The organism is Mucilaginibacter sp. BGA-UO-ETr-C110, assembly GCF_059567985.1.
Map to the genome: position 1 here is coordinate 757,467 of NZ_JCAQPB010000002.1, position 16,019 is coordinate 773,485.

The 16,019-nt window shown below is 43.1% G+C and carries 16 protein-coding genes; 6 read left to right on the plus strand and 10 right to left on the minus strand.

Annotated elements, in window-relative coordinates; genetic code table 11:
- Positions 1 to 57: 57 nt before the first annotated feature.
- Genes AC57BQ_RS04660 through AC57BQ_RS04675 form a run of 4 tightly spaced genes read right to left on the minus strand, consistent with a single transcriptional unit; the run spans position 58 to position 3,626 of the window.
- Entirely contained in the window at positions 58 to 1,053 is a 996-nt protein-coding gene (locus tag AC57BQ_RS04660; protein ID WP_496405155.1) for an aldo/keto reductase, read from the minus strand.
- 60 nt (positions 1,054 to 1,113) lie between these two features.
- The gene (locus AC57BQ_RS04665; RefSeq protein WP_496405156.1) at positions 1,114 to 1,833 is read right to left on the minus strand and encodes a DUF72 domain-containing protein; all 720 of its coding nucleotides are present in this window, start codon (positions 1,831 to 1,833) and stop codon (positions 1,114 to 1,116) included.
- Positions 1,834 to 1,871: 38 nt separating this feature from the next.
- Positions 1,872 to 3,014: an FAD-dependent oxidoreductase gene (locus AC57BQ_RS04670; protein WP_496405157.1), complete on the minus strand. Its 1,143-nt coding sequence runs from the start codon at positions 3,012 to 3,014 to the stop codon at positions 1,872 to 1,874.
- Positions 3,015 to 3,029: 15 nt separating this feature from the next.
- Positions 3,030 to 3,626 carry a TetR/AcrR family transcriptional regulator gene (locus AC57BQ_RS04675; RefSeq protein WP_496405158.1) on the minus strand — a complete coding sequence of 199 codons (597 nt, stop codon included), beginning with the start codon at positions 3,624 to 3,626 and terminating at the stop codon, positions 3,030 to 3,032.
- Positions 3,627 to 3,891: 265 nt separating this feature from the next.
- Here AC57BQ_RS04675 and AC57BQ_RS04680 point away from each other — a divergent pair, with 265 nt between their 5' ends.
- Genes AC57BQ_RS04680 through AC57BQ_RS04695 form a run of 4 tightly spaced genes read left to right on the plus strand, consistent with a single transcriptional unit; the run spans position 3,892 to position 8,464 of the window.
- Positions 3,892 to 5,940, plus strand: coding sequence for a BatA domain-containing protein (locus AC57BQ_RS04680; RefSeq protein WP_496405159.1), 2,049 nt, complete (start codon positions 3,892 to 3,894; stop codon positions 5,938 to 5,940).
- A 27-nt stretch (positions 5,941 to 5,967) separates the two neighbouring features.
- Positions 5,968 to 7,218, plus strand: coding sequence for a dihydroorotase (locus tag AC57BQ_RS04685; protein ID WP_496405160.1), 1,251 nt, complete (start codon positions 5,968 to 5,970; stop codon positions 7,216 to 7,218).
- An 8-nt stretch (positions 7,219 to 7,226) separates the two neighbouring features.
- A complete protein-coding gene (locus AC57BQ_RS04690; protein WP_090471776.1) occupies positions 7,227 to 7,895 on the plus strand; it encodes a hypothetical protein in 669 nt (222 codons plus the stop codon).
- 5 nt (positions 7,896 to 7,900) lie between these two features.
- Complete coding sequence (locus tag AC57BQ_RS04695) at positions 7,901 to 8,464, plus strand: DUF4199 domain-containing protein (protein WP_496405161.1); 564 nt, start codon at positions 7,901 to 7,903, stop codon at positions 8,462 to 8,464.
- 339 nt (positions 8,465 to 8,803) lie between these two features.
- Here AC57BQ_RS04695 and AC57BQ_RS04700 read toward each other — a convergent pair whose 3' ends face one another.
- The 4 genes from AC57BQ_RS04700 to AC57BQ_RS04715 all read right to left on the minus strand — a co-directional run bounded on the left by AC57BQ_RS04700 (position 8,804) and on the right by AC57BQ_RS04715 (position 12,288).
- Positions 8,804 to 9,769, minus strand: coding sequence for a restriction endonuclease (locus AC57BQ_RS04700; RefSeq protein WP_496405162.1), 966 nt, complete (start codon positions 9,767 to 9,769; stop codon positions 8,804 to 8,806).
- 73 nt (positions 9,770 to 9,842) lie between these two features.
- A complete protein-coding gene (locus AC57BQ_RS04705; RefSeq protein WP_496405163.1) occupies positions 9,843 to 10,673 on the minus strand; it encodes a helix-turn-helix domain-containing protein in 831 nt (276 codons plus the stop codon).
- Positions 10,674 to 10,720: 47 nt separating this feature from the next.
- Entirely contained in the window at positions 10,721 to 11,692 is a 972-nt protein-coding gene (locus AC57BQ_RS04710; protein ID WP_496405164.1) for an aldo/keto reductase, read from the minus strand.
- 131 nt (positions 11,693 to 11,823) lie between these two features.
- Positions 11,824 to 12,288: a hypothetical protein gene (locus AC57BQ_RS04715; RefSeq protein WP_496405165.1), complete on the minus strand. Its 465-nt coding sequence runs from the start codon at positions 12,286 to 12,288 to the stop codon at positions 11,824 to 11,826.
- A 198-nt stretch (positions 12,289 to 12,486) separates the two neighbouring features.
- Between AC57BQ_RS04715 and AC57BQ_RS04720 the strand changes: the two genes are divergently transcribed.
- Positions 12,487 to 13,044, plus strand: a complete 558-nt coding sequence (locus tag AC57BQ_RS04720) for a DUF4199 domain-containing protein (RefSeq protein WP_496405166.1) — start codon at positions 12,487 to 12,489, stop codon at positions 13,042 to 13,044.
- Positions 13,045 to 13,146: 102 nt separating this feature from the next.
- Positions 13,147 to 13,689: a DUF4199 domain-containing protein gene (locus AC57BQ_RS04725; RefSeq protein ID WP_496405167.1), complete on the plus strand. Its 543-nt coding sequence runs from the start codon at positions 13,147 to 13,149 to the stop codon at positions 13,687 to 13,689.
- 311 nt (positions 13,690 to 14,000) lie between these two features.
- On the opposite strand, the gene AC57BQ_RS04730 is transcribed toward AC57BQ_RS04725, so the two are convergent.
- Together AC57BQ_RS04730 and rseP are read right to left on the minus strand one after the other, a co-directional pair.
- Positions 14,001 to 14,450, minus strand: coding sequence for a KTSC domain-containing protein (locus tag AC57BQ_RS04730; RefSeq protein ID WP_496405168.1), 450 nt, complete (start codon positions 14,448 to 14,450; stop codon positions 14,001 to 14,003).
- A gap of 224 nt (positions 14,451 to 14,674) precedes the next feature.
- A complete protein-coding gene (rseP, locus tag AC57BQ_RS04735) occupies positions 14,675 to 16,009 on the minus strand; it encodes an RIP metalloprotease RseP (RefSeq protein WP_496405169.1) in 1,335 nt (444 codons plus the stop codon).
- Positions 16,010 to 16,019 lie beyond the last annotated feature (10 nt).

The window sequence follows — 16,019 nt, forward strand, 5'->3', positions numbered from 1 at the left end:
CTCTCTTCGTTCGGTTGTCTTCGTCGTTCCTCCTCGCAATGACATATTTTTTATGGGTTACCCAACAATTTCCAGATCACTCAGCTGGTTATTGATAAATTCCATTTCCTCTCCGTTGATGTGGATCTCAATGGCTTTGGCATTTTGTTTGGCTTGCGCGGCATTACGTGCGCCTACAAGAGCTATGGTAATACCCGGGTGGTTGATGGTCCAGCGGATCACTAACTGGCCCAGGGTAGCGCCTTTCTCATCGGCCAGGGGCTTTATTTTAGCCAGGAACTCATTGGTCCGTTTGATATTCTCTTCTTTGAAATATTTAACGCCAGCGCGATGATCACCGGCCTCAAATTGATGTCCGGGTTTCATTTTTCCAGTCAGCAGGCCACGTTCCAGCGGGCTATAAGCCAATATCGATTTTTTATTTTCGATGCAATAGGGGATCAGTTCATCCTCAATATCCCGTTTCACCATACTAAAAGATACCTGGTTTGAGGCTAGCTTAATGCTTTTTTCGGCAGTAGCCATTTGCTGTATATCATAATTACTTACACCGGCCTCGCGTATTTTGCCCTGTTCTTTAAGTCGAAGTATAGCCTCCATGGTTTCGTCAATAGGTGTGGTGGCATCGGGCCAGTGGATCTGGTACAGGTCGATATAGTCGGTCCCTAAACGTTTCAGGCTGTTTTCACATTCCAGTATGATACTTTCTTTACCGGCATATTTGTAAACATCAATATCCTTGCCATCATTATCCTGACTTTTAAAACCAAAAGTACCCTTTGCCAGGTCCCAGCGCATGCCGTATTTAGTGAGGATTTGAACTTTATCGCGAGGAAAACTTTTTATGGCCTGGCCAACCAGCTCTTCACTTTTACCCTGCCCGTAAATAGGCGCGGTGTCAATAGAGGTGATGCCCATATCGTAGGATACGCGCATGGCTTCAATGGCTTCTTTATCGTCATTGCCACCCCACATCCAGCCACCTGCAGCCCAGGCACCAAATGTTATAACCGAAACAGCCAGTTTAGTTTCTCCTAATCGTCTAAATTCCATAGATAAATAAGTAGTTTAAAATCCGGCAGCAAAATGTATTTAATTGTTGAGATTAAAAAATTATTTAGACAACGAAATCATATCTTTCGCGTTACCAACACCAACCGCGTCAAAATCATTATTAAAATAAAACCAGCCTTCGCGGGTATCGGGGTTTTGCTTTACTGTGTTGATGATTTTTTCAAGGAAATTTTTTGAATAGGGCGAGCGGTATAATACAGGCACCCCGTGAAAACGATAATACACCATAGGCGTATTTTGTATCACATTATCGGGCAATGTGGGGTGACTCATGCCGCAAAAGGTAATATGATGTTTAGCCAGTTTTTCATAAACGGAATCATTCCACCAGCTTACATGGCGTAGCTCCAGCACGTTCTTAAAGGACGGGTTCAGGCTGTTGATGATGCGATCAAGTCGTTCGTCATCATAAGTAAAGCTGGGGGGCAACTGAAACAATACTGGACCGAGTTTTTCCTGCAATCCCTGGTTAATGGTATCATAAAAACTGGTGATCAAATCCGCAGTATCGTTGAATTTTTTGTAATGGGTAATAGCACGTGGGGCTTTTACCGCGAAACGGAAATCGGCTGGACTTTTACCATACCAGTTTTGCAGGAACGAAAGCTGCGGGAAACGATAAAAGGTCACATTAAGCTCCAGCGTTTTAAAATGCTCGCAATAATAATCAAACCATTTACGCTGCGGCAGGTCATCGGGGTAAAACTTACCCTTCCAATCTTTATAATGAAAACCCGAACAACCGATATGCCACTCCATTCCATATAAAAGAATGCGGGTGGCGTTTTGTTTTAAACTTAACTGATGATGCTGAGCAAAAAATCAATAGCCTGTGGCGAATGTAGTGCAGCTGTTGATTCCATGGTGATCATGGCTATTTCACTGGCCCTTGCCCGCATCTGGGTTTCATAAGCAGCTATAGCCGATTGCGTATCCGCAAAATCATCATTGAGCAGGCACTGGCTTAGCTCCAGGGCATCCAGCATGGCCATATTCACGCCTTCGCCAGCATAGGGGGGCATCAGGTGCGCGGCATCGCCCAGCATGGTGAGGTTGGGTAAAGCTTCCCAGGTTTGGTCAAAAGGCATACAGTATTGCGGGCGCGGTACAAAGGCATAGCTCGCGTTCTCAAACAATTCATACCATACGCTATCCCAGTCTGCATATGCGGTTTTGAACCAGGCCAATACCTGTGCTTTGTCGGTAAAATCTATGCCTGATTCGCGGCTCCAGTTTTCATTGATTTTGAAGCCTGGATAAAAAACCAGGCTGCCATCACCTTTAGAACTTACTATGAGGCTTTTTTCACTGCCCATGGCAAATATTTTACCACCTTTTAATAGCTGATGTATTTTGGGGCTTGCTATTTCGGAATGATGTACGGCTCCCTCAATAGCTGTAACGCCAGAATAAAAAGGCTTGATAGGTGTAATATAGGGGCGTAGTTTGGAGTTTGCCCCGTCGGCAGCTATCACGATATCGGCAATAACCGAAGCGCCATTTTTAAATTCCAGTTTCCAGGAATCGTCTTGTGGTGAAAGACTTAAAAAATGGCTATCCCAAACAACCGTGCCAGGTAGCAAAGAATCCAACAGGATATTTTGCAGCGGTCCCCGGTCAATTTCGGGCCTATCCATGGGGCGCTTGGGAGCGTCATGTTCATCAAGGATGATGTTTGCTTGTTTGTCCATAATACGCACTCTATCGGCATCGGGGCGGAAGTTGGCGTTAAATGCATCCATCAACCCGGCTTCGTGCAGAGCTTTCAGACCCGATTCCTCATGCAGGTCAAGCGTAGCGCCTTGCATCCGGGCATCTTTGTTGATATCCCGCTCGTAAACTTTTACGTCGGCACCGTTCATTTGCAACAGTCTTGCCAGCGTTAATCCGCCCGGGCCACCGCCTACAATGGCTATCTTTTTATTTTTAATATTGTTCATTTTTTATGTTTTAATTTATTTCAGCATTCCTTTTATCACCGCATCGCAGCATTGTAAAAGGGTCTCTTCGGTAATGATCTGCTCAGGTCTTTCCTGGTAATCAAAATACTCGCTCATCAGGTCGATCAAAGGCGAAAACAACAGAGCCCGTTGTATATCCTGATGGAAATTCCGGATAGCACCTGCCGCCGCATGATGTTCCAGGAAGTGGATAACAGGCCCAAAGTAATCGCCCTGTTTGATATTTTTTTTCTGGTAAGCCTTATTCAGTAGGGGCGAAGATTTGCCATATTGCATCAAGGCAAAGGCATGGCGGTTGTTTTTAAAATATTCAAAGCCGTTGAGCCAAAGTTTTTTTACACCTTCGGCAAAATCCATGTCAAACCTAAAATCTTTCAGCACCGCCCGCTCATAAGCGCCTAATACCTCTTCAATAAAAAGTTTTACCAAGAGATCCTCCTTATTGTCGTATTTGATATAAATGGTACGGGGCGATATATTGGCAGCCTTGGCCAGCTTTTGCATGGTTAGGTTTTCCAGACCTTCCTCAGCTATGATCTGCAGTGCAATGGTACGGATGGCTTCTTCTTTTTCTAAATTCTTTGGTCGCATAATGCTTTGGTTATTATATCGATACAAAAGTAAGTAAATGATTATTTACTTACAAGTATTTATTTGGATTTCTATTTTGGATAGAGAGATCAACCATCAAAAACCCGCGTCATTGCGAGGTACGAAGCAATCCCCGATTTGCAGGTCGGCTCGGTATAGCATAGAGATTGCTTCGTACCTCGCAATGACGTGTAGTTGGGAAGGTCTTCTGAAATCTGCACATTTATTCGCACATTTGTATATCTGCCTATTGCACTGATAAAATATGCGCTTTATATATCCGGCTTTTTTATTTGCACTGCTCACGTTAGCTATCCCGGTCATTATCCATTTGTTCAACTTCCGTAAGTTTCAGAAGGTGAATTTTAGCAATGTGCAGTTTTTAAAGGAGATTCAGGAGCAGCAGGCATCGCGCCGCAACTTAAAAGAGCGGTTAATACTGGCTGCACGTTTACTGGCCCTGTTTTTCCTGGTGCTGGCTTTTGCCAGGCCGTATCTGCCGGGGCAAAATTCCGGTAATACCGGCAGGCAAAATGCGGTAAGTATTTTTGTAGATAACTCCTACAGCATGGAAACCCTCAACCGCGAAGGCTCGCTGCTGGATGATGCCAAACAAAAAGCTAAAGAAATTGCATCCGCCTATAATATTAACGATCGTTTTCAACTGCTTACGCAGGATTTTGAGGGCAAACACCAACGCCTGCTAAGCCGTGATGAGTTTAATGACGCGGTTGACCAGGTAAAGATCAGCGCGCAGAGTCGTACCCTGCAGCAGATCCTCAACCGTCAGCAAAACCTGTTGCTTACACAACCGGGAGCTATCAAATCGACTTATATCATTTCCGATCTTCAAAAAAATATGGCGGCTAAGCCATTAAAAACCGATACCAGTATAGCCACCAGCCTGATACAGCTTAAAGCCGGTAACCTGCCTAATGTGGCGGTTGATTCTGTCTGGCTGTTAAGCGCGGTACACCGCCCCGGCGAAAACGAAAAACTGGTGGTTCGGCTCCACAATTATGCCGGTGAAAGGGCCGATAGAGTGCCGCTAAAAGTAACCATCAACGGTGCTCAGAAAGCGCTGGGTAGTTATACCATCCCGGCGCGCGGGGTGCAAACTGATACACTGGCTTTTATGGGCCTGCAAGCTGGCTGGCAGCAAGGCTTGGTTGAACTGCAGGATAATCCCGTTACGTTTGATAATAAGTTCTACTTCAGTTTTAATGTAAGCGCCCAGATGCCAGTGCTATTGATCGATGGCGGTACACCTAATCCATATTTAAAGGCTGTTTTTGCTTCCGATCCATTTTTTGCCGCCCGGCGCGTGCCCGATGGTAATGTAGATTATGCAGGCCTCAACAGTTTGCCTATAGTGGTGATCAGTGATGTAAAGGCCATATCCACAGGTCTGGCACAGCAATTAAAAACCTATGTGGCCAAAGGAGGCACACTGGTTGTTTTCCCTGCTACAGACGCCGACCTGGCCAACTATCGCTCGTTTCTGCAACCCATGAATGCTGCCTGGCCAGAAAAACTACTGACCGAAGCTACTAAAGTATCCACACTGAACAGGCAAAGCCCTGTGTTTAAAAATGTGTTTGAGAATTTCCCTGAGAATCCGGATCTGCCGGTGGTTAAAAAATATTACCAGTTAAATACCTCCCGCGGAGGGGCGGATAATTTGATGAAATTAACCGGCGGACAAACCTTTTGGGCGGGTTATACCAGCGGTCGCGGTAAGGTTTATGTAGCCGCTGTACCACTTGATGAGGCGTATAGCAATTTACCCAGGCACGCCCTCTTTGTACCTACGCTGTTTCGGATAGCCCTGTTGAGTGGACACGATCTGCCTTTGTTTTACACCCTGGGGCAGGATGAAACGCTGGAGATTCCACCCGTACAGGTTACCGAAAAGCAATTGCTTAAACTGGTGAAAGGCGACCAAAGCACCATTCCGGATGTGCGACAGCAGGAGGGGAGCACGATGCTGTACCTGTCTGATCAGTTGCGCGAAACCGGGATCTATACGCTGAAAAAGCAGGATAGTACGCTGGCTGCGCTGGCCTTTAACGATAACCGCAGCGAATCTGACATGAGTTATTTGAGTCAGGCTATCCTGAAACAATTGATGCCCGCTTCAACCGCCTTATTAACAGGGGGTAACGCTTCACTAAAAGGTATTGTAGCCGAAACAAATTTTGGCACACAATTATGGAAACTTTGTATAATTTTGGCATTGATTTTTCTGGCCGCCGAAATTTTGTTGATCAGGTACTTTAACCCGGGTAAACAAGCCGTAAAGCAGCCTGTTTGATCCATACAAATCCTTAAAGCAGTGCTCATGAATTTGCTTATCAAATCTGCCACCATTCTTGATCCCGGATCAGCCTTTCATCAACAAGTTACCGATATTTTAATTGAAAATGGGGAGATTACCCGCATTGCCGAAGATATTGAGGCCGATGCCGAACTGGTAGATGGGGAAGGCAAATACGTATCGCCCGGTTTTTTCGACCTGAACTGTAACATAGGCGAACTGGGCCTGGAAACCAAGGAGGATATGCACTCGGGCACACGTGCTGCTGCTGCCGGTGGTTTTACCGGCATTGCCCTGATGCCTAATACCACCCCGCCGGTGCACTCCAAAGCCGAAATTGAATACCTGCTTAACCGCGCCAAAAATAACCTGGTTGATGTTTATCCCTTAGGAACCATATCGCATAAGCGCGAAGGCAAGGATCTGGCCGAGATGTATGATATGTACCTGAGCGGCGCCAAAGCCTTTACCGATGGTAACCGCCCGGTGCAGGATGCAGGCCTGATGGAACGCGCCTTACTGTATGCCCAGGGTTTTGATGCCATGGTGTTCTCGTACCCCGAGGATACGGCCATAGCCGGTAAAGCCAAAGTGAATGAAGGGGAGATAAGCACCCTGCTGGGTATGAAAGGCATTCCATCACTGGCCGAAGAATTGATGATTGCGCGCGACCTTTATCTGGCCGAATATACCGTATCCAAAATACATTTCAGTACCGTATCAACCGCCCGTTCGGTTGAGCTTATCCGCGAAGCTAAACGCAAAGGACTGGAAGTTACCTGCGACGTAGCCGCGCACCACCTGGTGCTTACAGACGAGGCTCTGATGGGCTTCGACAGTATGTACAAGGTAAAACCGCCGCTGCGTACCAAAGATGATGTTTTGGCGTTGATAAAAGGGCTTAAAGACGGCACCATTGATGCCATTGTAACCCAGCATACCCCGCACGAGGTGGAGTTTAAAGATGTGGAGTTTGAAGTGGCCGAATACGGCATAACCGGTTTCCAAACCGCTTTGCCGTTGGCTCTAAAGACAGGTTTACCGGTAGAGCTGCTGGTTGATAAGCTGGCCATAAACCCGCGCGAAATATTGGGTGTTGCCATACCGGTTATTGCCGAAGGTGAGCGGGCCAACCTGGTTCTTTTTGACACCGAAACAGAATGGGAATATAGTAGTAAAAGTAATCGCTCCAAATCGGTTAATTCACCGTTCTTTGGACAACAGCTAAAAGGAAAAGTACAGCTAACCTATAATAACAAACAAATATTTAAATAACGACAATCATGATCGATCCAAAAATACAAACCGCTTTTGAAGCCGCTCTGGAAGCTTTTTCTAAGTACAGCAGCTTTGATGCTACCCTCCTGAGCAATAGCTTTGGCGAAGTTTTTGCGCTTGACGAAGACTTTTTGACCAAGGTTGATGCTTTGGACGAAGTATTTGATAATAACCCGGCCGTTGAATCATTACGCGAAGTGTTTTTTGACCTGCTGCTGGTGAACTTTTTTAGCGCCGATGTTAAAAAACTGGAGGAAGATTACCTGGATACGCCTGAGTGGGAAGATATTGAAGAACAAACGCTTGACCGCGGTACCGAGTTGCTAAACCTGCTGCTGTACCTGAACGAGTGCGAAGACGAAGATATTGAACCTGAACTGGAAGATTACCTGAAAGAGTTTTTATTGGTTGATGAGGACGAGTTTCAGGACGAATACCGCATTTACGAACCGGTGATAGCCAACCAGATCCTGATCGAAAGCCCGGTTTCGGAGGTGAGCAAAGTAGCTCAAAGCCTTCCGCAGGATTCGGAATTAAAAGAGCTGTTTTACCCGATGATCTGCTTTTTCCAAACCATCGATCCAACTGAGGAGGCAAAGGCCGAAATAGCAGCAAACGCCCTGGACAAAGAGTTCGATATGGCTGTTTTAGATATATTAATCAATTTTCAATAATATCAATGGCCTTTGAAATTGACAAAAAGAGGTTAAGGATCACCGGTATAGTTTTTGGCTTATTGCTGGGTGTGGTTTTAACCGTACTGAGTATCGCCTCGTTTTATATTATACTATCGGCAACATCGGTGGTGATCATATCCTCCGTACCTTTTATATTTTCGGTACTATTTCCCATTTTACTGGTGGTGGTATTATGCTTTAATTTCAGGAAAAGGGTGGGTGGTTTCTGGACCTTGCGGGAAGCGGCAACAGGCATATTCATTATGTTTTTTACAGCTTTTGTAATACAGTTTGCCCTGCGCGATCAGTTATTTGCCAAAGTAATTGAGCCGCACATGATCGAAAAAACACAAGCGGCCATGACTAATTCGGTAACCAAATATCTCAAAGAGAGCAAAACCAGTCCGGATATTATCAAAAAGAAACTGGCTGAGATCCAGGGAGAATTTGACGCGCAAAAAGATGTTACCATCGGCAGGCAGATACAGGGAGTCGGTATTTCTATCATCTTTATGTTTGTGCTGGCTATTATCTTTGCTGCTTTCTTTAAAAAAGAAGTTGCTTGATTGATTTCGGAGTTCGGATGTTCGATTTCGGATTTTAAATAAAACAAAAGCGGCTTTCCTCATAGGAAAGCCACTTTTGTTTTTAGTCTATTCCATTTAAATTTATCGTAGGTGATTATCATCATAGATATCCGGAAGAAATAAAAAGGCTGTCATTTCGAACGAGGTACGAGGAGAAATCTTCTGCTTATGGAAAGCTAAGACTTTGTATTCTGCAGAAGATTTCTCTTTCGCGCAGTGCTCATGCCCACCCATGCTCTATCGAAATGACATTATTCGTAAAATCAAAATACAATCCGCTGTCTGAAGTCAGAGAATCGAACAACGCGGGGCTATTATCTATTTCTTCTTGGCTGGTGTAAATCGATCTGTTTTAGAATCGTAAGTTCCTAATGAAACAAAAGGTGTAGTTTGTCCTGCCGGGTCGGTATGGAAAAATTTAAAATTATCCGGCGTTACGACAACCTCAACCGTGCCATGCTCGCCATTGTCAAATTCCACGTATTTCGCTTTGGATTTATCCTGCGTTGAATAGTCTTTAATAGTCAGCGCTGCTGTTTCACTTTCCACCAGCCATGTTTCAAAAATACCATTGATCTCTTTAAGGGAAAGCACCAGTTCTGAATCACTTGTAATAAACGCATCAGCTAAGTTAAAAGCGATCTTAAAGGGTAATGTCAACCTGCCGCCAAGTTCCTCTTTTTTAGAATTGCGCATCAAATTAAAAATAGCCTGTTCCCAAATCTTATCTTTATTGTCGATAATGGTCTGATTGATCAAAGCTAACACATCGCTGCGCGAACCCTGATAGACAAACCAGCACTCCTGTCCCGGCTGGTTGACTGTTTCTAGTGATTGCTCATCAGTTTCCAGGGCGAAATTGAATTCTTTAACCTCAAAACGTAGTCCTAATTGTTTGATGGGTAGCCATTCGTGGACAGCGGTCGCGTCGATATCAGCTACATGATATAATTCTATACCGAATTCCTTTGCAGCTTGGATCGCATCGCGTTGGTAGCCATTTGCTGCGACGAATACCTTTTTATTGATATCCGAGATACGGCTGCATTTAGCTTGGAATGCCTCGATCTTTTCAACACCGACGGCTTTGGCGTAATCCTTACATTCTATCGCGATCTTGATTGGAAAGTTATTGATGTTACCTTCAATAAAAACGTCGAATTCGCGTTTATTACCGCCGGCATTTCTGACTTTTTTATTGCCGTAAATTATAGTGTTGGGGGAGTCTTTTAAAGTCTCCTGTATCAGTTTAACCAAGCTTTCTAACTTTTTACCGTCTTTCATTATTAGACTAAAGATAGCAAAAAGCAAAGTCTTCAGCTGTCAGAAGTCGGAGACTTTCGAACAGCGCAGGTTATTAGTCTATGGTCGGTATTATCACCGACCCCTCGGTAGGGGTTCTACCGAACTTTTTCTTAAAAGAGTGAGAGAAATGTGAAAGGGTTTCGAATCCTAAGTCAAGATAGATCGCAGATGGTTTTTTATTCTTTGTTTCTATCAGGCGCCGGGCTTCCAACAGGCGTTTTTCCTGTAGCCAATGCCGTGGCGCCATACCGAATGTTTTTTGAAAGTCACGCTTGAAACCCGCGAGGCTTCTCCCTGTAAGCTGCGCGAATTTTTCAATAGGTATATTGAAGTGAAAGTTGTTAAGCATGAATTTTTCAATATCGATCTTATATGGTTCGGAAAAATCGAACAGGAAATCTTTGAGCGCGGGCATGATATGCAAAAGCAATAGTACAGCTTCTTTTACCTTAAGCATGCCCACCGCATTGGTTATCTTTTCTTCCGAATGACGTACATAAGGAATCACCGATTGAAAAAAAGCCTTAAGGAAATCGTTTCCGGGAATAAGAATGTTGGGGGCGCCTGTGTATTTTTTTCCCTGTTCTATTTGTTCTTCCAGCGCGATCTGTCTGAGGAGGTGTTCTTTCAAACAAATTACTATAGTTTGGTAATCCTCACCATTTAAAGGAGTTTTAGTGAGTTCTCCCAATTGATTTCTTCGGATGAGCAACATTTCACCCTGAACCATCGAAAGCTTTTCGCTGGCGGTTTCCAATGTAAAACGACCCGAAACCTGCAATACCAGGGTAGTATGTTCTAAAAATGCCACTTTATCCTTTCGCACAGAAGCGTGATAGGAATAAAAAAGAACCCCCGGAATTATTTCAGTCGGATTTATCATTACGTAAAGATATAAAATAGGAGGGGCTTATATACAGCCCCACCTGGCTAACGCTGTAGGTATGTGCCTCCAAGTATCGAGCCTGGAGAAAAATGATCATTAAGAACATTCATTTCTTCCGGAGTAAAAACTATCTCCATGGCTTGTATGTTTTCCGGTAACCTTGATCTGCGACTCATGCTCACCAATGGCATAATATGATTTCCCTGGGCATTCACCCAGGCTATTGCCAGTTGTGTTGGTGTATATCCTTTTTTTGTTGCCATTTGTTTTAATGCCTCAACTTTCTCCAGGTTCTTTATCAGGTTATCTCCCTGAAAACGCGAGAAGTGATTATGGTAATCGTTAGCAGCCAGCGGGGCTTTCATCTCACCTGTAAGTAATCCTTCGGCCGTATTGGCAAAGGCTACTACACCTATACCCAGTTCTTTCGCGGCAGGTAACAAGTCGTTTTCTATCTGGCGATCGGCCAGCGAATAGCCTATTTCCAATGCGGTTACCGGGTGCACGCTATGGGCCTTGCGCAGTTGATCGGCCGTAATTTCAGAAACGCCAAGATAACGTACCTTGCCCTCTTTGATCAGATCGGCGACAGTTCCAATCACATCTTCAACCGGAACACTATTATCCAGCCTGCAGGGTTGATAAAGATCAATAGTATCTATCCCCAATCGTACTAATGAATAGTTAATAAAATTCTTGATGGCTATTGGGCGTAAGTCCAGTCCAAGCCACTGGCCGCCATAGAAGATAGCACCAAACTTTACGCTGATGAAAGCGTCGTCCCTTCGTCCTTTAATAGCTTTACCTACCAGCAGTTCGTTGTGGCCCGCGCCATAGAAGTCGCCGGTATTCAGAAAATTAATGCCGCTATCCAGCGCTGACTGAATGGTGGCGATACTTTCAGTTTCGTTATTCCCCTGATTTCCCCAAACGGGCGACATGCGCATGCAGCCTAATCCGAGTTTAGAAACAAGCGGGCCATCTTTGCCGAGGGCTATTTTTGTTATGTTTGACATTGCTGTATTTTTATGAGTTAACGATACAAATATCGTCCTTATATTTAATGGCAAATGTCTTTCACGGCTCAATTTACTTGTCTGTGTGGCTCAGTGTTTGATTTTATCTTAAGCCTGATTTTCGTTTTTTATTAAAAAGGTCTGAAATATGGCCGACTTGTAAGCGGTGAAAATGCCCAGGGAATAGAGGATAGAATGAGAACCAACGCGATACTGAACCAGATGGCTATTGTTTTGAATTTTTCTTTATCCGTAGTTTTGCGTTTTGCTTTTGCTGAGCCTATGGTAATTAAAACGATACTTATCAGCATTACTGTAATATGCTCCATCCCAAAAAAACGGATCTGCCTTTGATGAACAGCTGTGTTGAAATTATAAAGGAAATAATGAACGATAGGGCTGATAAAATATAACCAAAGTCCGATGATGAGTTGAATATGTGCTATGGTTACAGTTATATATCTAACTGTGTTATCGAGCTTAAAAAAAGGTTTGTTGAGCAACCAACCCCTGTATGCCCGGTAAATGGTAAAAAATAAGCTAATTAATACCAGCCACCGGGTTAATGAATGTAATGCTAATAGTGGGATATACATATTGCGTCAATATTAAGAATTAAAAGCAGAATTGAAATTATAGTTTACACTATGGTGATAACACTGCACCATAGTCTAAATATTCCGAATTCAAGAATTTCGAAATAATCATTACCTCCCTGCAATATTCTATGGTTGATTTTTTGAATAGGAGAGAATAATAATTACTTTTAATAAATCATAAACCAATACAATATCATGGAAATACAAAAAACAAGTCCAATGCCGGTAATTATTAAATGGGGAGCAATATATGTAATAGCTTCTATTGTAGTTACTTATATTATCCAATTTATGAATGTCGATCCGGATTCGCCTATTAAATGGTTAAGTACATTACTGTTTATCGGTTTTATGTTCCTGACACAAAAAGAGTACAGGGATGTAAATGGCGGGTATTTAACTTTTGGCGAAGGATTTAAAGCAGGATTTTTGTTTGCGATATTATCGGGTATTGTACTGGCTGTATTTACTTATCTGTACTTCGCTGTATTGAGCCCAGAGATGCTCCAAAAAATAGTTGCCTCTACCGAGGCTAAATTGGCGGCAAAAGGCATGTCGCAAGAGCAGATAGACCAGGCGATGTCCTTTACCAGCAAATTCCTTAGTCCGGTGGGTATTACCATCAGTGCGCTTATTGGTTCGGCGGTTATGGGAGCTATCATAGCGCTTATTGGCGCGGCTATCTTTAAAAAAGATCGTCCGCCGGTTTTAATATCTGATACCGATGGAGATACAATTGAACCAACAGTTTAAGAACAGGCAATAATATAAGAAAGCGGTCCTTTTCATAAAAAGGCCGCTTTTCTTTTGCAAATAATCCCCATACAACTCTTCTTTTCAAAAAAAGCCTGAACCATGGATATTCAAAAAATTAGCCCAACTCAAATAGCTATTAAATGGGCATTAATTTATCTGCTTTTAGAAATAATCCTTACCTATATCTGGAAGATTTTTAATATTGATCTTGGAATTGGTTTTTGGGGTATTTGCTTACATTTATTTCCTGTAATAGCTTTTACATCTTTAACACAAAGGCAGTGCAGAGATCAGCTTAATGGCGATATGACTTTTGATGAAGGCTTCTCAGCTGGATTTAAGTTTACCTTAATTTCAACCCTATTGATAGCTGTTTTTATTTATCTGTATCTATCACTATTCAGTCCGGATATATTTGAAAAATCCTTAACCCATATCCGAACCCGTCTGGTACTTAAAGGAAGATCACCTCAACATATTGAAAAACAGATCAGAGATATACGCAGGTTTGGGCCAGGCGGGTTTGCTTTCTTGTATATCATTTTGCAAGGGATCATTGGCTTAATGATAAGCCTTGCGGGTGCAGCTATATTTAAGAGAAAGAACCATTTGTTTAATACAACCCATACGCCTGCTGCTTAATATCGACCATTGCTGATCTGCAGATTTTTTAGTATATTTATAAAAAGCAACAGCCCGGTTTTCTTATCAGAGAAAACCGGGCTGTTTTGTTAAGGCCAAAACAGGTCAAAAACAGACCGTTTGGGATGTAGTTATTTGATAATCAATGAATTAAAACTTTTTAAAGCTTTAAAACCGTGTTAAAATTTGTTAAAAAGTGTTAAAATAGATGGTTTTGAAGCAATTTTAAGCAGTTTTTGACTCGTTTTTCCCTCTTTTTGAGCAGAAAAGTGTTAAAATAAAAGCTTTAAAAAGTTTTTGTAAAAAAAGAATTAAGCAGTTGCCACCAACCTGCTGATGCTGCGGTACACATAGTCGTTATAAATATGTCTGCGGGCAAAACGTCCGGGTGAGTCGGCATTGATCAACTTGATATAAACCGCCTTGGGTACGTCGAAATACTCGTAAGTATTACCATCGGTAAAACTGATCTTCAGTACCTGCGATTTATATTCAAAATCGGCTATACTTGAGGTAGTTGTGGTGATGGTATACTCTGCAAAAGATTGTTCGCGGGTTTCCGGGGCGATGCTTACTAAAAAGTGGTAAGCTTCAATAATGGTTTTGCTTTTTTCTTCGGCTTCCAACTTACTTTCCGGGCTATCCTGGAATTTATCGGGGTGCCAGGCCTTCATCAGACTGCGGTATGTTGTTTTTAATTCCTGTAGTTCAGCTGCTTCATTTACACCTAATAACTTGCGGTAGTCGACAATTTTTTTCATTGTATTGATTAATAAGTATTTATTGTCGTTGAAGAGTTAAGCAAATGGAAGTATGCGCTTTTCAGGAAAATAATTGCGCAAAGGTACGCTTTTAAAGCTTATAAAAAATCGCTCAAAGTAAAGTTAGGGTAAACGCAGGTTTATCAAATGCCCGGGGCAGTTGATGTGGCAACAAAAAAGCCCCCGGAATAACTCCAGGGGCTATATATATCCATTTGCGGAGATTATTTTTTGATGATGATTTTTACGATATCGTTACCAAAAACAAAAACCATAAGGGTAACTAATATAACAAAACCAACAATTTGGGCACGTTCCAGGAACTTATCGCTCAGTGCTTTGCCTTTGATCATCTCGATGATTAGGAACAGCGCATGGCCACCATCAAGCGCCGGGATGGGCAGCAGGTTCATCAGGGCCAATACCATAGATAAAAAGCCTACCAGGCTCCAGAAATGCACCCAATCAACATGGCTGCCAAACAGGTTGGCAATAGCAACAGGGCCGCTTACAGCTTTGCTGAACTTAACATCGCCTTTGAAAATTTTACCTAAGCCTTTAGCATTATCGGTAAATGTTGCCCAGGCCCTTGAAGCGCCAATTGGCAATGAGCCGAAGAAACCATAATAAATGGTTTTTACTTGAGGCAGATCGTTCTTTGACTGTGCAAAGCCAAGAGTTCCATCGGCAGTAACCTGTGCTTTTAAAGTGATAACCTGGTCGTTACGTTTTACACCCAGGTCAACCGTTTTGCCTTTGTCTTTTGCCAGTTCAGTTTTCAATTCGTCATAAAATGCGATAGGCTGGTTATTAATAGCTACGATGCTATCGCCTTTGGCCAGACCCGCTTTTTGCGCATTGCTTTTTGGTACAATAGAGTCGACTATGAATTTGCTGCGGGGAATTCTGCTTATAAATTCTTCAATGCCGTGGTCAGAGAGGTCATTTAGTATGGTGCGTGGTATAGTAACACTTACTGTTTCGGCACCACGTTGTATGGTAAATACCGTGTTTTCCAATAATACTTTGGGGCTGGTTAAATCATCAAAGCGTTCAACAGCTTTGCCATTGATCTTTACAATTTTATCACCAGCTACAAGACCAATTTTTTTACCGATCTCACCTGGTACAATGCCGTATTTGGCGCTTGAGTTAGGGATATAGCTATCGCCAAAACGTATGGTCAATATCCAGAATATCAGTATGCCCAGGATAATGTTTACAGTAACACCGCCAAGCATCACGATTAAACGTTGCCAGGCCGGTTTTGAACGGAACTCCCATGGCTGCGGCGGACCTGCAAGCTGATCGGTATCCATTGATTCATCTATCATACCGGCAATTTTAACGTAGCCGCCCAGGGGCAACCAGCCAATGCCGTATTCAACGCCGTTAAAGGTAAATTTAAAAAGACTTACGTTCCAGGCATCAAAAAACAGGTAGAATTTCTCGACTTTGATGCCAAAAGCACGTGCTGCCAAAAAGTGTCCCAGTTCGTGCAGGATTATTAAAATTGAAAGGCCCAGTATCAGCTGGCCCACCATGATCACTATACTCATTATCTACGTT